This window comes from Streptomyces sp. NPDC055078 (assembly GCF_053607985.1).
In genome coordinates, this window is the sequence record NZ_JBSGUP010000029.1 from 15,309 (window position 1) to 30,444 (window position 15,136).

Genomic DNA, 15,136 nt, shown 5'->3' on the forward strand with positions numbered 1-15,136 from the left:
AGCCGCCGACCGGGCAGCCCGAGCCCACCCGCTCTTGCCGGACGGATCGCCATGGCCGTAACTGACTGATCGTCAAGACAGAACAGGTTCCTGGGAAAAGAACACAGCCGGGGAAGTCAGCGGTCGAAGTCAGCGGTCGAAGTCCAGCTCCACCTTCGCCGTGGCCGGATGGGACTGGCAGGCCAGCACGAAGCCGGCCCCGGTCTCCTCCGGCTCCAGCGCGAAGTTGCGGTCCATCCGCACCTCGCCCGAGACCAGGAAGGCCCGGCAGGTGCCGCACACCCCGCCCTTGCAGGCGTACGGCGCGTCCGAGCGGCTCCGCAGCACCGTCTCCAGCAGCGATTCCCCCTCCCGCACGGGCCAGGTGCCCGAACGGCCGTCGAGCGTCGCCGTGAGCGAGGCATGCGCCGGCGCCGTCACGGGCGCGGGGGCGGGTGCCGAGCCGTCGTCGACATGGAAGATCTCCTGATGGATACGGCTCCGGTCGACACCGAGCCCACGCAGCGCCCGCTCCGCGCCCACGACCAGCCCGAACGGACCGCACAGGAACCAGCCGTCCACCTCCCCCACCGGCAGCAGCGCGGGCAGCAGTGCGTCCAGCCGCCGCTGGTCCAGCCGCCCCGACGGCAGACCCGACTGCTGCTCCTCCCGGGAGAGCGTGGTGACCAGCTGAAAGCGGTCCGGGAAACGGTCCTTGAGGTCGGCGACCTCGTCCAGGAACATCGTCGACGCCACGGTCCGGTCGCTCCGTATCAGACAGAACCGCGCCTTCGGCTCCGCCGCCAGCAGCGTCGCCGCCATCGACAGCACCGGAGTGATCCCGCTGCCACCGACGATCGCCGCGAAGTGCCCCGGCCGTGGATCGAGGTGGAAGCGGCCCATCGGGGGCATCACCTCGACGACATCGCCGACCGCCAGCTCCTTGAGGGCGTAGGACGAGAACTCGCCGCCGTCGACCAGCCGGATGCCCACCCGGAGCACGGGATCGGCGCCGGGCGGGGCGGCCGGGGCGCAGATCGAATACGTACGGCGGATCTCCTCGCCGCCCACCAGCCGACGCAGGGCCAGATGCTGGCCGGGGGTGTGACGGAAGGTCTCGCTCAGCTCGGGCGGCACCTCGAAGGTGACGGACACCGAATCGTCCGTGAGCTGTTCGACCTCGCTGACCCGGAGCGGATGGAACATCTACAACTCCTTGAAGTGGTCGAAGGGTTCACGGCAGGCGACACAGCGGCGCAGCGCCTTGCAGGCGGTGGAGGAGAACCTGCTCAGCAGCTCGGTGTCGGTGGATCCGCAGTGCGGGCAGCGCACGGAGAGGGTGAGCGGGACGGGGCCCGAGGGGCTGCTGCCCGCCGCATGCGGCCGTGGCGGGGCGATGCCGAACTCGGCGAGCTTGCGCCGTCCCTCCGCGCTGATGTCGTCGGTCGACCAGGCCGGGGAGAGGACCCTGACGACGGAGACCTCCGGTATCCCGTGGTCGTGCAGCACCTGCTCGATGTCCGAGGTCATCGCCTCGATCGCCGGGCAGCCGGTGTACGTCGGGGTCAGCTCCACCTCGACCCTGCCGGGCCCGAGGAGCTGGACCCCGCGCACCACGCCCAGCTCCGCGAGCGTCAGCACCGGCAGCTCGGGGTCGGGCACGGAGCCCGCGAGGGCGCGCAGCTCCGCCTCCAGCCGGGTATCGGTCACCATGACGCCCCCGGGTGGCTGCGGTGCAGATGCTGCATCTCCGCGAGCATCCGGCCGAACGGCTCCGTATGCAGGCCCTGACGCCCGGCACCGGCGGCCCAGCCACCGGCCCTCGGCCCCTCGGGCAGGGGCAGGGTCGCCCGCTCCAGGACGGCGGTCACCGACTCCAGCCAGTCGGCCTCCAGCGACTGCCAGTCGACACCCGGTCCGTCGGGTCGGTCGCTTCCGTCGGGACCGTCGTCTCCGTCGGGTCGGGCGGTTCGGGCGGTTCGATGAGGCCCCTCGGCTCCCTCGCCTCCCTCGAGCCCGCGGGGACCCACGGCTCCGTCCGGTCCGCCGGGTCCGTCGAGTCCGTGGACGGGTTGGAACATCTCCCCGGTGAACTTCCACAGCGCGTCGCAGCCCCGCCGCATCCGCTCATGGCTCTCCGGGGTGCCGTCGCCGAGCCGCAGGGTCCAGTGCTCGGCGTGGTCCTGGTGGTAGGCGACCTCCTTGACCGCCTTCGCCGCGAGTCCGGCGAAGGGGCCTCCCGAGGCCGCGAGCTGCCGGTACAGCAGCAACTGGTAGGTGGAGAAATAGAGCTGGCGGGCGATGGTGTGCGCGAAGTCCCCGTTCGGCTGCTCGACCAGCTGGAGGTTGCGGAAGGCCCGCTCCTCGCGGAGATAGGCCAGCTCGTCCTCGTCCCCGGCCATCGACAGCAGCACCCGCGCCTGCCCCAGCAGATCCAGCGCGATATTGGCGAGCGCCAACTCTTCTTCCAGCACGGGCGCATGGCCCGCCCACTCCCCCAGCCGGTGCGACAGCACCAGCGCGTCGTCGCCGAGGGCGATTGCCGCGGCGTTCGCCGTGGTGATCACAGGTGCTTCACCCCGTCCGGGATCTCATAGAAGGTCGGATGGCGGTAGGGCTTGTCCGCGGCCGGCTCGAAGAAGGGGTCCTTCTCGTCCGGGGAGGAGGCGGTGATCTCGGCGGAGGGAACGACCCACAGCGATACGCCCTCACCGCGCCGGGTGTAGAGATCGCGGGCATTGCGCAGGGCCATCTCCGCGTCCGGGGCGTGCAGGCTGCCCGCATGGGTGTGGGACAGTCCGCGGCGCGAGCGCACGAAGACTTCCCACAGCGGCCAGTCGGTCGAGCTGCTCATGCCGTCGCCTCCTGTGGCTGGGGCCGCTTGGGCTCGGTGCCCAGGGGGCGGGCCTCCGGGGCCCGGTGCTTCTCCGCGTACGCCGCGGCGGCGTCCCGGACCCAGGCGCCTTCCTCATGGGCCGCACGGCGCTGGGCGAGGCGCTCCTCGTTGCACGGGCCGTTTCCCTTGAGGACGGCCTGGAACTCGGCCCAGTCGATGGCGCCGAAGTCATGGTGGCCCCGGTCCGCGTCCCACCGCAGATCGGGGTCCGGGAGGGTGAGCCCGAGCGATTCGGCCTGGGGAACGCAGATGTCCACGAAACGCTGGCGCAGCTCGTCGTTCGAATGGCGCTTGATCTTCCAGGCCATGGACTGCGCCGAGTGGGCGGATTCGTCGTCCGGGGGGCCGAACATCATCAGCGACGGCCACCACCAGCGGTTCACGGCGTCCTGCGCCATCTCGTGCTGAGCGGGGGTGCCACGGGAGAGGGCGAGCAGCAGCTCGTACCCCTGGCGCTGGTGGAAGGACTCCTCTTTGCAGACCCGGACCATCGCGCGCGCGTACGGCCCGTAGGAACAGCGGCAGAGCGGGACCTGGTTGGTGATCGCGGCGCCGTCCACCAGCCAGCCGATGGCGCCGACGTCGGCCCAGGTCAACGTCGGGTAGTTGAAGATTGATGAATAGCGCTGGCGGCCGGCGTGGAGCTTGTCGAGCATCTCCTCCCGGCTGGTGCCCAGGGTCTCGGCCGCGCTGTACAGATACAGGCCATGGCCCGCCTCGTCCTGGACCTTGGCCATGAGGATCGCCTTGCGGCGCAGCGAGGGGGCGCGGGTGATCCAATTCGCCTCGGGCTGCATACCGATGATCTCGGAGTGCGCGTGCTGCGCCATCTGGCGGACCAGCGTCGCCCGGTAGGCGTCCGGCATCCAGTCGCGGGGCTCGATGCGCTCGTCCGCCGCCACGGCCGCGTCGAACACCGCCTCGTACCCGTCCGTCGTATCCACGGTCACTGCCGTCATCAGGATCCCCTACCGACCGATCGTTCGGTTCATTGACTTCAATGGTGGGTCGGCGGCCCTTAAAGTGTCAACCCTGTGGATAACCGAGGCGGGGCCGACGGTAATCGGGGTGGGATGGACTCTTACGACGAGGACGGCGTCGAGGACACCGGGAACGTGCGGTCCGATGCCGTGGCCGAGCGGCCTCCCCACCCCCCTGAACAGCGCAAATCCGAGCCCGTACCGGCGCAGCGGCCGACAGGCGCCGACGTGGCGGGCGGGGCCGGTCCGGCGGACACGGCCGAGGCGCACAGCGAATCCAGGGACCCCAGGGCACCCAGGGACCCCAGGGCACTCAGGGGCCCTAGCGACCCCGATGTCTCGAACGGCCTCAATGACCGCAATGGCCCCATGGACACCAGTGAGCCAGGCGACCCAGCCGATCCGGCCGGGCCAGCCGATCCGGCCCTTTCGCCCGGGCGCGGGATCATGGCCCTGTCCCGCCCCTACCGGATAGCCGGCGCGGGCGCGCTCGCGTTCGTCGCCTTAGTCACGAGCGTCCACCTGGCCATGGTCTTTCTGCATGTCGCACCGTCCAACACCCTCACCAAGCAGTACGGCGAGGCGGTCGACGCCTGGATCTACCCCGAGTTCGAGCAGAACTGGAAGCTCTTCGCCCCCAACCCCCTCCAGCAGAACGTCTCCGTGCAGGTGAAGGCCGAGATCAAGGCCCCGGACGGGGGCCGGAACACCACCGGCTGGATCGATCTGACCGCCGAGGACGGCGAGGCGATACGCGGAAACCTCCTTCCCAGCCACACCGAGCAGAACGAACTGCGCCGGGCGTGGGACTTCTACACCAACTCGCACGACGACCAGAACCGCGCGACCGGGCTGCGCGGACATCTCTCGGAGGTTTACCTCCGCCGTATCGCGATGCTGCGCCTCGGCACACGGGATCTCGGTGGGTCGGTGGACCGTATCCAGTTCAGATCCGAGACCAGAGCGGTGAAGGCCCCGCCGTGGAGCGAGGAGAAGATCGACACCCGCTCCTACTACCGGGTGCTGCCCTGGTGGACCATCACCCCTGCCGATCTGCCCGGCGGGGTACGGAACGGACGTACCGAGCGTACGGAACGTACGGAGGCGGGCGAGTGAAGCGGAATCCCTCCGGCCGCAGGTTCGCCGACGCCGTACAGCGGATCACGGCCGCCCCGCTCGGCCCGTATCAGAGCGCCGTCGTCCGGATCGGGTTCGCCGGGACCTGGCTGCTCTTTCTGCTGCGCGAGCTGCCCAACCGCCGTGAGCTGTACGGACCCGATGGCCCCTGGGGCTGGGAGGCCGCGCGTCAGCACATCGGGAGCAACGACTCCTTCACCGCGCTCATGTGGTCGGACAGCGCGCTCTGGTTCGAGGCGCTGTACGCCGTTTCCGTGCTGGCGAGCGCGCTGTTGATGCTCGGCTGGCGGACCCGCACGATGTCTGTGCTGTTCCTGGTCGGTGTGCTGTCCCTGCAGAATCGCTCCATCTTCATGGGTGACGGAGGCGACAACGTCATCCATCTGATGGCGATCTATCTGGTGCTGACCCGGTGCGGACAGATCTGGTCGCTGGACGCACGGCGGGCGGCGCGCAACGCTGCGGGGCCGCCCGGCCGGCCGGAGCGGGACCGGGTGGGCCGACCGGAGCGCGACCGGATCGGTCCCCAGCGGGACCGGGTGGGTCCGCTGCTCTGGGCGGTTCTGGGGATCTTCCTCTTCATCGGCGCCTTTCTGAACCAGACCGGCTGGTACGTCATGCTGCTGCTGTGGCTGGTGTGGGTGATACAGGGGCTGTGGTGGACGGTTTGCCGATATACGCCCGGGTCGGAGCTGCGCATTCTGCTGGACGCCGTCGCCAATCTGCTCCACAACGCGGCACTGCTGGTGATCATGGCCGAGGTCTGTCTGATCTACGCCACCGCGGGCTGGTACAAGGTGCAGGGCTCGCGCTGGCAGGACGGCACCGCGCTCTACTATCCGCTCCAACTGGACTACTTCACCCCCTGGCCCGCTCTCTCCGATCTGCTCGCCTCCGGGGGCGTGATGGTGATGCTCCTCACCTATGGAACGGTCATCGTGCAGGTCGCGTTCCCATTCACGCTCTTCAACCGCCGAGTGAAGAACGTCCTGCTCGTGGCCATGATCCTGGAGCATGCGGGCATCGCCGTCCTGCTCGGGCTGCCGTTCTTCTCGCTGGCGATGATCGCCGCTGACGCCGTCTTCCTGCCCACCGCTTTTCTCGTCTGGGCCGGGGCGAAGGCGGCACGGGGGCGGACCCGGCTGTTCCCCCGGGCCGGGACGGAACCGGAGCGACCACCTCAGGAGAGCCCTGCGCAACCCCAAGGGCCCCAGAAACCTCAGGAACCTCAGGAACCCCGGGCGCTCGTCGGCTGAGGCTCACCGGAGGAGACCACCACCTGTCCGGGGCCGTCCCCTGTCGGCGCCCTCAGCCAACCCGGCTGTCGGGCAAGGGAGCGGTCCGGGCCGATGCGGTACGCATACGGGGCGGTACGGGGAGGTGCGCGGTACGGATACGGGGCGGGCCGGTGCGGTACGGGGAGGGGGCGTCCGCGGCCGTAGCCTGGGGCGATGAGCGACCAGAACGCCACGGAGGCGGTTGTGCGGTGGCGGGCGGCCGAGAGCGCGGCCGACGCGGTCCTGCTCGACGGATTTCACGCGCTGAAACACGCGTTGCGCTTCGGCGCGGAGGTGCGCTGCGCGGTCACCAGCGACAAGGCGGCCGTACTGGCACTCGCCGCCGAGCTGGCCGCTGATGTGCGGGACCGGATCGGGGCACTCGTGGCGGAGGTGCCCGCGGAGACCTTGCGGGAGCTGGTGCCCCGGGTCCACCCGACCCGCGTCGCCGCGCTGGCGGCGAGGCGGAGTCCCCGGCAGAACACGGACGGCCTGACCGGGCTGCCCCGGCCCGCGCCGATCGTCGTCCTGGACAATCCGCGCAACCTCGGAAACGTCGGAGCGGTGGTCCGGCTCGCCGCCGGTTTCGGTGCCACAGGTGTGGTCACCACAGGCGATCTGGACCCCTGGCACCCCAACGCGGTGCGCGCGGGCGCGGGCCTGCACTACGCCACGGCCGTCGAACGGCTGCCCCTCGACGGCTTCCCCCCGGGCCCGCTGTACGCCCTGGACCCCGAAGGGGACGACATCAGGTCCATGACCATCCCCGACGACGCCCTGCTCGTCTTCGGCTCCGAGCGCCACGGAGTCTCACCGGAACTCCGGAGCCGGTCGGCGAAACTTCTCGCCCTGCCCATGCGGCCCCAGGTCTCCAGCTACAACCTCGCCACCAGCGTCGCCATGGCCCTCTTCCACTGGGGAGGCCCATCGGGCACACCGCGCGTCCCCTAGCGACCGCCGACGCCCGCACCGACCGCCCGCACCGACCGCCCGCACCGACCGCCCGCCCCGATCGGCCTCCCCGACCAGCCCGACGCGCTGACCGGCCCTCCCCGCCCCGGCCCGATGCCCCGGGCCGACGGCCCCGGGCCGGGGCGTATACCAGCCGCCCCGGCGCCCGCCCCGGACACCGCTTCCCCAGCGAGATCCGGGACCCGGCGCCGCCCGTTCACGCCTGCCTGCGGACCTCCACCACCCGGAAGCGGTTGGAGACGAACGCGCCGTCGCACAGGGCCGCGTTCGCCGCCGGGTTGCCGCCGGAGCCGTGGAAGTCGGAGAAGGCCGCCGTCTGGTTGACGTACACCCCGCCGGTCAGATTCAGGGAGAGCTGTGCGGACTCCTCCAGGCAGACCTCCTCGACCGCGCGCTCGGTCTCCTGGGAGGTGGTGTACGCGCCGACCGTCATCGCGCCCTTGTCCCGGATCGTCCGGCGCAGCAGCTCCAGCGCGTCCGCCGTCGAGTCCACGGCGACGGCGAACGACACCGGGCCGAAGCACTCGGAGAGATAGGCCGCCTCAGGGTCGGGCTTGCCGCCGTCGAGCTTGACGATCACCGGGGTGCGCACAACGGCGTCCGGGAAGTCCGGGTGGGTGATGCTCCGGGAGGCCAGAGCCACCTCGCCCAGCGCGGCGGCGCCCTCCAGGCGCCCCTTCACGTCCGGGTTGACCAGCGCGCCCAGCAGGGCGTTCGCCCGGGCGTCGTCGCCGAGGAGACCGCCGACCGAGGCCGCGAGATCGCCGACCACCTCGTCGTACGACTTGGCTCCGGCGTCCGTGGAGATCCCGTCGCGCGGGATCAGGAGGTTCTGCGGGGTGGTGCACATCTGGCCGCTGTACAGGGAGAGCGAGAAGGCCAGATTGGAGAGCATGCCACGGTAGTCGTCGGTCGAGTCCACGACGACGGTGTTGACGCCCGCCTTCTCGGTGTAGACCTGCGCCTGGCGGGCATTGGCCTCCAGCCAGTCGCCGAACGCGGTGGACCCCGTGTAGTCAATGATCTTGATCTCGGGGCGGACCGCGAGGGTCTTGGCGATGCCCTCGCCGGGTCGCTCGACGGCCAGGCACACCAGATTCGGGTCGAAGCCGGCCTCGGCGAGCACCTCACGGGCGACGCGCACGGTCAGCGCGAGCGGCAGGACGGCGCGGGGATGCGGCTTGACCAGCACGGGGTTGCCCGTGGCGAGGGAGGCGAACAGACCGGGGTAGCCATTCCACGTCGGGAAGGTGTTGCAGCCGATCAGCAGGGAGACGCCCCGGCCCGCCGTGGTGAACGTCTTCTTCAGCTCCAGCGGGTCGCGCTTGCCCTGGGGCTTGGACCAGTCGGCCGCGGCGGGGGTGCGGGTCTGCTCCGCATAGGCGTACGCCACGGCCTCCAGGCCGCGGTCCTGGGCGTGCGGGCCGCCCGCCTGGAACGCCATCATGAACGCCTGCCCGCTGGTGTGCATCACCGCGTGCGCGAACTCATGGGTGCGGGCGCTGATGCGGGCGATGATCTCCAGACAGGCCAGGGCCCGCGTCCGGGGGCCCGCCTCGCGCCACGGGGCCGTCGCCGCGCGCATCGCCGGGAGCAGGACGTCGATGTCCGGATGCGGATACTCGATCCCCAGCTCCGGCCCGTACGGAGAGATCTCCGCGCCGGTCCAGCCGTCGGTGCCCGGCTGGTCCAGGTCGAAGCGGGTGCCGCGGAGCGCCTCGAAAGCCGCGAGGCCGTCGGCGGGCCCGCTCTCGCCGTACGCCTTGGGGTGCTCGGGGTGGGGGGACCAGTAGGCCCGGGTGCGGATTGCTTCGAGCGCCTGGTCGAGAGTCCCCCGATGGCTCTCGGCCAGCCGGGTCTCGGTCAGCTGCATGACGGACCAACTCCTCGTCGAGCCAACTCCTCAGCGAGCTGGGCAGGAATGGAAGGACAGGGTTAGAGTAACCGAACGATCGGTCGGTACAAGGGGGCCTGTCAAACCTGTGGATAACTCGTCCGGGAGGATCACTCCCATGAGCGCCATCGAGCAGAGCACCGCCGCGTCCGCGCGGCACCCGGCCGGGGCCGATCAGGGCGCCGCCGTGGACCCGGCCCGGCCCGTAGCCGTGGTCGGTACCGGCACGATGGGCCAGGGCATCGCCCAGGTCGCCCTGGTCGCCGGCCATCCGGTGCGCCTCTACGACGCCGTTCCCGGGCGGGCGGCGGAGGCGGCGGCCGCGATCGGCGCGCGACTGGACCGGCTGGTCGCCAAGGGCCGGCTGGCGGCGGCCGAGCGGGACGCTGCCCGCGCGCGGCTGCGCCCGGCGGCCGATCTCGGCGACCTCGCCGACGCGGCTCTCGTCATCGAGGCGATCGTCGAGGAACTGGCCGTCAAGCAGGAGCTGTTCCGGGCGCTGGAGGACATCGTCACGGACGACTGCCTGCTCGCCACCAACACCTCCTCCCTCTCCGTCACGGCCGTCGCGGGCGCCCTGCGGCACCCCGCCCGCTTCGTCGGACTGCACTTCTTCAACCCGGCACCCCTGCTCCCCCTGGTCGAGGTCGTCAGCGGCTTCGCCACGGACGAGACGGCCGCCACGCGCGCGTGGGCGACGGCGGCGGCCTGGGGCAAGACCCCGGTGCGCTGCGCCGATCTGCCCGGGTTCATCGTCAACCGCATGGCACGGCCCTTCTACGCGGAGGCTTTCGCGCTCTACGAGGACCGGGTGGCCGACCCCGCGACGATCGACGCGGTGCTGCGCGAGTGCGGCGGCTTCCGGATGGGGCCCTTCGAGCTGACCGACCTGATCGGCCAGGACGTCAATGAGGCCGTCACCCGGTCCGTATGGGAGTCCTTCTTCCAAAGCCCGAAGTTTCTGCCGTCGCTCGCCCAGCGCCGACTCGTCGAGGCGGGCCTGCTGGGCCGCAAGGCGGGACGCGGCTGGTACGACCACGGCCCGGGGGGCGAGCGGCCCGAGCCGCACACGGCGCCCCCGGAACCGGCTCCGGCGTATGTCATAGCCAGAGGCGGGCTCGGCCCCGCCGCGGAGCTGCTGGACATGATCGGCGCGGCCGGAATCACCCTCCGTAAGGAGGACGAGGACGAGGGCACCCGGCTGGTGCTGCCCGGCGGGGGCCAGTTGGCGCTCGCCGACGGCCAGACGTCCGGCGAGTTCCGCGATGTCGTCTACTTCGACCTGGCGCTCGACTACCGGGCCGCCACCCGGATCGCGCTCTCCGTCTCCCCGGACAACGTCTCCCCGGACGGTGCCTCCCCGGACGGCGCCGGGCGCACCCTCAGGGAGGCCATCGGTCTCTTCCAGGCACTCGGCAAGCAGGTCAGTGTCATCGGGGACGCCCCGGGGATGATCGTGGCCCGTACGGTCGCGATGCTGATCGACATCGCGGCGGACGCCGCCGCCAAGGGGGTCGCCACCGAGGACGACATCGACACCGCGATGCGGCTCGGCGTCAACTACCCGCTCGGGCCCTTCGAATGGAACCGCAGGCTCCCCAGGAGCTGGGCGCACGATCTGCTGGAGGACCTCCACGAACGGGTGCCGAGCGGGCGTTACGCCCCCGGCCTGGCCCTCTTCCAGCACATCTTCGCCCGCGAGGCGGCGGTGACCCGCGAGGCGGCGAGTGCCGCGCAAGCGCCCGCCGGTGACCGGGAAGGAGCGGGCTCATGAGCACCGCGAAGCGTGACACGTACACGCCGGAGACGCTGCTGACGGTCGCCGTGCGCATCTTCAACGAGCGCGGCTACGACGGCACCTCCATGGAGCATCTCTCCCAGGCGGCCGGGATCTCCAAGTCGTCCATCTACCACCATGTGGCGGGCAAGGAGGAGCTGTTGCGCCGGGCCGTGAGCCGGGCGCTCGACGCGCTCTTCGCGATCCTGGACGAGCCGGGGGCGCTGCGCGGCCGGGCCATCGAACGGGTCGAGTACATGACCCGGCGCACCGTGGAGGTGCTGATGGCCGAGCTGCCCTATGTGACGCTGCTGCTGCGCGTACGGGGCAACACCAAGACCGAGCGATGGGCGCTGAAGCGCCGCCGGGAGTTCGACCAGCGGGTCGCCGATCTGCTCAAAGCGGCGGCGGCGGACGGCGATCTGCGTGCGGATGTCGACATACGGCTCGCGACGAGGCTGCTCTTCGGCATGGTGAACTCCCTGGTGGAGTGGTACCGGCCGCACCCCGGCGGCCATGACGGCGAGCAGGTCGCCGACACGGTCGTACGGATGGCCTTCGACGGGCTGCGGACCGGCCCCGGGGCCGCACAGGGCGCCTGAGGACTGTGTGGCCCCGGGACAGGGCCCCGGGTCACCGCGGCCCCCGGGCAGGCCCCCGGGCCACACAGCTCTCGGGGCGGACCTCCGGGTCACAGCCCTGAGGGCGGGCCCGCGGGTCAGAGGGGTTCGCCGTCCGTCGCGGGCGGGGACGCCGGGTCGAGATCGGTCTCCTCGAAGACCAGCAGGGTGCGGGTGGACAGCACCTCAGGGATGGCCTGAAGCCTGGTCAGGACCAGTTCGCGCAGGGTGCGGTTGTCCGGGGTGTGCACCAGCAGCAGTACGTCGAAGTCGCCGCTGACGAGCGCGATATGGGCGGCCCCCGGCAGCGCCTGGAGCTGTTCGCGGACCGTACGCCAGGAGTTCTGCACGATCTTGAGCGTGATGTAGGCGGAGGCGCCCTGGCCCGCCCGCTCATGGTTGACGCGCGCGCTGAAGCCGCGGATCACACCGTCGTCGATGAGCCGGTTGATCCGGGCGTACGCGTTGGCGCGCGACACATGGACGCGTTCGGCGACCGACCGTATCGAGGCACGGCCGTCCGACTGCAGGATGCGCAGGATGTCGCGGTCGATGGGGTCGAGTGGCCGGGGCGTGGCCCCCTGCCCGGTCCGGTCCCCGCTGTCGGCCATTTGTTCAGATGTCATATCCCCCCACCTCTCCGGCATGGACGACCTGGCTCCATCAGAGGCTGTGGAGAACCGTTTGTCCACAGGCTGAAGGTGCCTGTAGCCAAAATGCGCCAACGACCGAACAATCGGTAGGGGAGGCGGGGCGCATTTCCGGCCGCCTCGTCATCGCTCCCACGAGGAGGTGCTCGCAGTGCGAAAGAGCAGCATGACCGTCCAGGAACCGCCAGGCGCCGGCGCCTACCGGCCCACCCCGCCCCCGGCGTGGCGGCCCCGTACCGACCCGGCGCCCCTGCTGCCCGACCCGGAGCCCTACCGGGTGCTCGGCACGGACGCCGCGGCGGACGCCGACCCCGGCCTGCTGCTGGAGCTGTACACCCAGCTGGTGCGCGGCCGGCGGTACAACGCGCAGGCGACCGCCCTGACCAAGCAGGGCCGGCTCGCCGTCTACCCGTCGAGCACCGGCCAGGAGGCGTGCGAGGTGGCCGCCGCGCTGGCCCTGGAGGACCGGGACTGGCTCTTCCCCAGCTACCGCGACACCCTCGCGGTCGTGGCCCGGGGCATGGACCCCGTAAAGGCGCTGACGCTGCTGCGCGGCGACTGGCACACCGGTTACGACCCGCGTGAGTACCGGACAGCCCCCTTGAGCACCCCTCTCGCCACCCAGCTGCCGCATGCCGTGGGGCTGGCGCACGCGGCCCGGCTCAAGGGTGACGACGTCGTCGCGCTCGCCATGGTCGGCGACGGCGGCACCAGCGAGGGCGACTTCCACGAGGCGCTGAACTTCGCCGCCGTATGGCGGGCCCCCGTCGTCTTCCTGGTGCAGAACAACGGCTTCGCGATCTCCGTACCGCTCGCCAAACAGACCGCCGCGCCCTCCCTCGCGCACAAGGCCGTGGGGTACGGAATGCCGGGCCGTCTGGTCGACGGGAACGACGCGCCCGCGGTGCACCAGGTGCTCACCGACACCGTGGCCCGGGCCCGCCGGGGCGGCGGCCCGACGCTGATCGAGGCCATCACCTACCGCGTCGACGCCCATACGAACGCCGACGACGCGACCCGGTACCGGGGCGACTCCGAGATCGAGGCATGGCGTGAGCACGACCCGATCCGGCTGCTGGAGCGCGAGCTGACCGGGCGCGGACTGCTGGACGACGACACCAGAAAGGCCGTCACCGACGCGGCCGAGACGATGGCCGCCGACCTGCGCGAGCGGATGAACGCCGACGCGCCGCTCGACCCGATGGACCTGTTCGCCCATGTCTACGCCGAGCGGACAGGTCAGCTGCACGAGCAGGCCGCGCAGCTGCGCGCGGAGCTGGACGCCGAGGGAGAGGCGCGATGACGTCGTCGACCGTGGAGAAGCGCCCGGCCGGGGTGAAACCGGCCACGATGGCGCAGGCCCTCCAGCGCGCGATGCGCGACGCGATGGCCGAGGATCCGGCCGTCCATGTGCTCGGCGAGGACGTCGGCACGCTCGGCGGCGTCTTCCGGGTCACCGACGGACTCGCCAAGGAGTTCGGCGACGACCGCTGTACGGACACCCCGCTGGCGGAGGCGGGCATCCTCGGCACCGCCGTCGGCATGGCGATGTACGGACTGCGGCCGGTTGTCGAGATGCAGTTCGACGCCTTCGCGTACCCGGCCTTCGAGCAGCTGGTCAGCCATGTCTCCAAGATGCGCAACCGCACCCGGGGCGGGATGGCGCTGCCCATCACCGTGCGTGTGCCGTACGGCGGGGGTATCGGCGGCGTCGAGCACCACAGCGATTCGTCCGAGGCGTACTACATGGCGACTCCGGGGCTCCATGTGGTCACGCCCGCGACCATCGATGACGCCTACGGGCTGCTCAGGGCCGCGATCGCCTCCGACGACCCGGTGGTCTTCATGGAGCCGAAGCGGCTGTACTGGTCGAAGGCGACCTGGTCGCCGGAGGACCCCGCTCCGGTCGAACCACTGGGCCGTGCCGTCGTCCGCCGCCCCGGGCGCAGCGCCACGCTGATCACCTATGGGCCCTCCCTGCCGATCTGTCTGGAGGCCGCTGAGGCCGCCGGGGCCGAGGGCTGGGACCTGGAGGTCGTGGATCTGCGCTCGCTGGTGCCGTTCGACGACGAGACGGTCTGTGATTCCGTCCGGCGTACGGGACGGGCGGTCGTCGTCCACGAGGCCACCGGCTTCGGCGGCCCCGGCGGAGAGATCGCCGCGCGGGTGAGCGAGCGCTGCTTCCACCACCTGGAGGCGCCGGTGCTGCGGGTGACGGGATTCGACATTCCCTACCCGCCGCCGATGCTGGAGAGGCACCATCTGCCTGGAGTGGACCGGGTGCTGGACGCGGTGGCGCGGTTGCAGTGGGAGGCGGATAGCTGATGGCGCAGGTTCTGGAGTTCAAACTGCCCGACCTCGGCGAGGGGCTGACCGAGGCGGAGATCGTGCGCTGGCTGGTCTCGGTCGGTGATGTGGTCGCGATCGACCAGCCGGTCGTCGAGGTCGAGACGGCCAAGGCGATGGTGGAGGTGCCGTGCCCGTACGGGGGTGTGGTGACCGCGCGTTTCGGCGAGGAGGGGGCCGAGCTTCCGGTCGGGGCACCGCTGCTGACCGTCGCCGTGGGTGCGACGGACGGCGGGCCCGGCCCTGACTCCGGGGCCGCCGCATCCGCTCCGGCTGGTTCCTCCGCTGGTTCCTCCTCCGCCGGTTCCTCCGGTCCGGCGCCGGGCGGGGCGGACGAGTCGTCGGGGAATGTGCTCGTCGGTTACGGGACGGGAGCGCCCGCCGCCCGTCGGCGCCGGATCAGGCCGTCAGCCCCGGGTGCGCGCGCCGCGGCCCCCGCCGAGCGCCCGGTCGCCGCCGCATCCGCTCCGGCCGCACCTGCCGCATCTGCCCCGGCCGCATCCCCTCCGGTTGGGTCCGGTCCCGCCGCGCGGGCTGCCACAGCGGCCACCGGGGCGTCCGCCGCCCCGGCCTCCGCGGTCCTTTCGTCCGCGGCTCTTGCGTCCGCC

The 15,136-nt window shown here is 71.4% G+C and carries 15 protein-coding genes; 8 read left to right on the forward strand and 7 right to left on the reverse strand.

Annotation, left to right across the window (positions count from 1 at the left end; genetic code table 11):
• Window positions 1-129: 129 nt before the first annotated feature.
• From ACWF94_RS04730 to paaA, 5 genes are read right to left on the reverse strand one after another with little or no spacing between them, the layout of a single operon-like run.
• On the reverse strand, window positions 130-1,185 hold the full coding sequence (locus tag ACWF94_RS04730) for a 2Fe-2S iron-sulfur cluster-binding protein (protein ID WP_453484676.1): 1,056 nt from the start codon (window positions 1,183-1,185) through the stop codon (window positions 130-132).
• Complete coding sequence (gene paaD, locus ACWF94_RS04735; protein WP_453484678.1) at window positions 1,186-1,692, reverse strand: 1,2-phenylacetyl-CoA epoxidase subunit PaaD; 507 nt, start codon at window positions 1,690-1,692, stop codon at window positions 1,186-1,188. It abuts the gene before it with no gap.
• Entirely contained in the window at window positions 1,686-2,546 is an 861-nt protein-coding gene (gene paaC / locus ACWF94_RS04740) for a 1,2-phenylacetyl-CoA epoxidase subunit PaaC (RefSeq protein ID WP_453484680.1), read from the reverse strand. The genes paaD and paaC overlap by 7 nt, the downstream gene beginning before the upstream one ends.
• Window positions 2,543-2,833 (reverse strand): 1,2-phenylacetyl-CoA epoxidase subunit PaaB, encoded by a 291-nt coding sequence (gene paaB, locus ACWF94_RS04745; RefSeq protein WP_453484682.1) that lies wholly within the window; start codon window positions 2,831-2,833, stop codon window positions 2,543-2,545. Before paaB ends, paaC begins: the two co-directional genes overlap by 4 nt.
• Entirely contained in the window at window positions 2,830-3,834 is a 1,005-nt protein-coding gene (paaA, locus tag ACWF94_RS04750) for a 1,2-phenylacetyl-CoA epoxidase subunit PaaA (protein ID WP_453484683.1), read from the reverse strand. Before paaA ends, paaB begins: the two co-directional genes overlap by 4 nt.
• A 114-nt stretch (window positions 3,835-3,948) precedes the next feature.
• Between paaA and ACWF94_RS04755 the strand changes: the two genes are divergently transcribed.
• From ACWF94_RS04755 to ACWF94_RS04765, 3 genes are all read left to right on the forward strand, one after another.
• Window positions 3,949-4,971 (forward strand): DUF5819 family protein, encoded by a 1,023-nt coding sequence (locus tag ACWF94_RS04755; protein ID WP_453484685.1) that lies wholly within the window; start codon window positions 3,949-3,951, stop codon window positions 4,969-4,971.
• On the forward strand, window positions 4,968-6,248 hold the full coding sequence (locus tag ACWF94_RS04760; RefSeq protein WP_453484687.1) for an HTTM domain-containing protein: 1,281 nt from the start codon (window positions 4,968-4,970) through the stop codon (window positions 6,246-6,248). Before ACWF94_RS04755 ends, ACWF94_RS04760 begins: the two co-directional genes overlap by 4 nt.
• Before the next feature lie 195 nt (window positions 6,249-6,443).
• Window positions 6,444-7,220 carry a TrmH family RNA methyltransferase gene (locus tag ACWF94_RS04765; protein WP_453484689.1) on the forward strand — a complete coding sequence of 259 codons (777 nt, stop codon included), beginning with the start codon at window positions 6,444-6,446 and terminating at the stop codon, window positions 7,218-7,220.
• A gap of 217 nt (window positions 7,221-7,437) precedes the next feature.
• On the opposite strand, the gene paaN is transcribed toward ACWF94_RS04765, so the two are convergent.
• Window positions 7,438-9,114 (reverse strand): phenylacetic acid degradation protein PaaN, encoded by a 1,677-nt coding sequence (paaN, locus tag ACWF94_RS04770; protein WP_453484691.1) that lies wholly within the window; start codon window positions 9,112-9,114, stop codon window positions 7,438-7,440.
• Window positions 9,115-9,253: 139 nt separating this feature from the next.
• Here paaN and ACWF94_RS04775 point away from each other — a divergent pair, with 139 nt between their 5' ends.
• Both ACWF94_RS04775 and ACWF94_RS04780 read left to right on the forward strand, forming a co-directional pair.
• On the forward strand, window positions 9,254-10,909 hold the full coding sequence (locus ACWF94_RS04775) for a 3-hydroxyacyl-CoA dehydrogenase (protein WP_453484693.1): 1,656 nt from the start codon (window positions 9,254-9,256) through the stop codon (window positions 10,907-10,909).
• Window positions 10,906-11,514, forward strand: a complete 609-nt coding sequence (locus tag ACWF94_RS04780) for a TetR/AcrR family transcriptional regulator (protein ID WP_453484695.1) — start codon at window positions 10,906-10,908, stop codon at window positions 11,512-11,514. Before ACWF94_RS04775 ends, ACWF94_RS04780 begins: the two co-directional genes overlap by 4 nt.
• A 116-nt stretch (window positions 11,515-11,630) precedes the next feature.
• On the opposite strand, the gene ACWF94_RS04785 is transcribed toward ACWF94_RS04780, so the two are convergent.
• Window positions 11,631-12,143, reverse strand: a complete 513-nt coding sequence (locus ACWF94_RS04785) for an Lrp/AsnC family transcriptional regulator (protein ID WP_453484699.1) — start codon at window positions 12,141-12,143, stop codon at window positions 11,631-11,633.
• Window positions 12,144-12,348: 205 nt separating this feature from the next.
• Here ACWF94_RS04785 and pdhA point away from each other — a divergent pair, with 205 nt between their 5' ends.
• From pdhA to ACWF94_RS04800, 3 genes are all read left to right on the forward strand, one after another.
• Window positions 12,349-13,485 carry a pyruvate dehydrogenase (acetyl-transferring) E1 component subunit alpha gene (gene pdhA / locus ACWF94_RS04790; RefSeq protein WP_453484701.1) on the forward strand — a complete coding sequence of 379 codons (1,137 nt, stop codon included), beginning with the start codon at window positions 12,349-12,351 and terminating at the stop codon, window positions 13,483-13,485.
• A complete protein-coding gene (locus ACWF94_RS04795; protein ID WP_453484697.1) occupies window positions 13,482-14,507 on the forward strand; it encodes an alpha-ketoacid dehydrogenase subunit beta in 1,026 nt (341 codons plus the stop codon). The genes pdhA and ACWF94_RS04795 overlap by 4 nt, the downstream gene beginning before the upstream one ends.
• On the forward strand, window positions 14,507-15,136 hold a 630-nt coding region (locus ACWF94_RS04800; RefSeq protein ID WP_453484698.1), incomplete at its 3' end, for a biotin/lipoyl-containing protein. The genes ACWF94_RS04795 and ACWF94_RS04800, both read left to right, overlap by 1 nt.

Bases quoted from the DNA above. Each gene is read 5' to 3' on its own strand.
- ACWF94_RS04755 (WP_453484685.1), top strand. From the start codon at position 3,949: ATGGACTCTTACGACGAGGACGGCGTCGAGGACACCGGGAACGTGCGG.
- ACWF94_RS04785 (WP_453484699.1), bottom strand. From the start codon at position 12,143: ATGGCCGACAGCGGGGACCGGACCGGGCAGGGGGCCACGCCCCGGCCA.
- ACWF94_RS04775 (WP_453484693.1), top strand. From the start codon at position 9,254: ATGAGCGCCATCGAGCAGAGCACCGCCGCGTCCGCGCGGCACCCGGCC.
- paaA (WP_453484683.1), bottom strand. From the start codon at position 3,834: ATGACGGCAGTGACCGTGGATACGACGGACGGGTACGAGGCGGTGTTC.
- paaN (WP_453484691.1), bottom strand. From the start codon at position 9,114: ATGCAGCTGACCGAGACCCGGCTGGCCGAGAGCCATCGGGGGACTCTC.
- ACWF94_RS04730 (WP_453484676.1), bottom strand. From the start codon at position 1,185: ATGTTCCATCCGCTCCGGGTCAGCGAGGTCGAACAGCTCACGGACGAT.
- ACWF94_RS04795 (WP_453484697.1), top strand. From the start codon at position 13,482: ATGACGTCGTCGACCGTGGAGAAGCGCCCGGCCGGGGTGAAACCGGCC.
- ACWF94_RS04780 (WP_453484695.1), top strand. From the start codon at position 10,906: ATGAGCACCGCGAAGCGTGACACGTACACGCCGGAGACGCTGCTGACG.
- pdhA (WP_453484701.1), top strand. From the start codon at position 12,349: ATGACCGTCCAGGAACCGCCAGGCGCCGGCGCCTACCGGCCCACCCCG.
- paaB (WP_453484682.1), bottom strand. From the start codon at position 2,833: ATGAGCAGCTCGACCGACTGGCCGCTGTGGGAAGTCTTCGTGCGCTCG.
- ACWF94_RS04765 (WP_453484689.1), top strand. From the start codon at position 6,444: ATGAGCGACCAGAACGCCACGGAGGCGGTTGTGCGGTGGCGGGCGGCC.
- paaD (WP_453484678.1), bottom strand. From the start codon at position 1,692: ATGGTGACCGATACCCGGCTGGAGGCGGAGCTGCGCGCCCTCGCGGGC.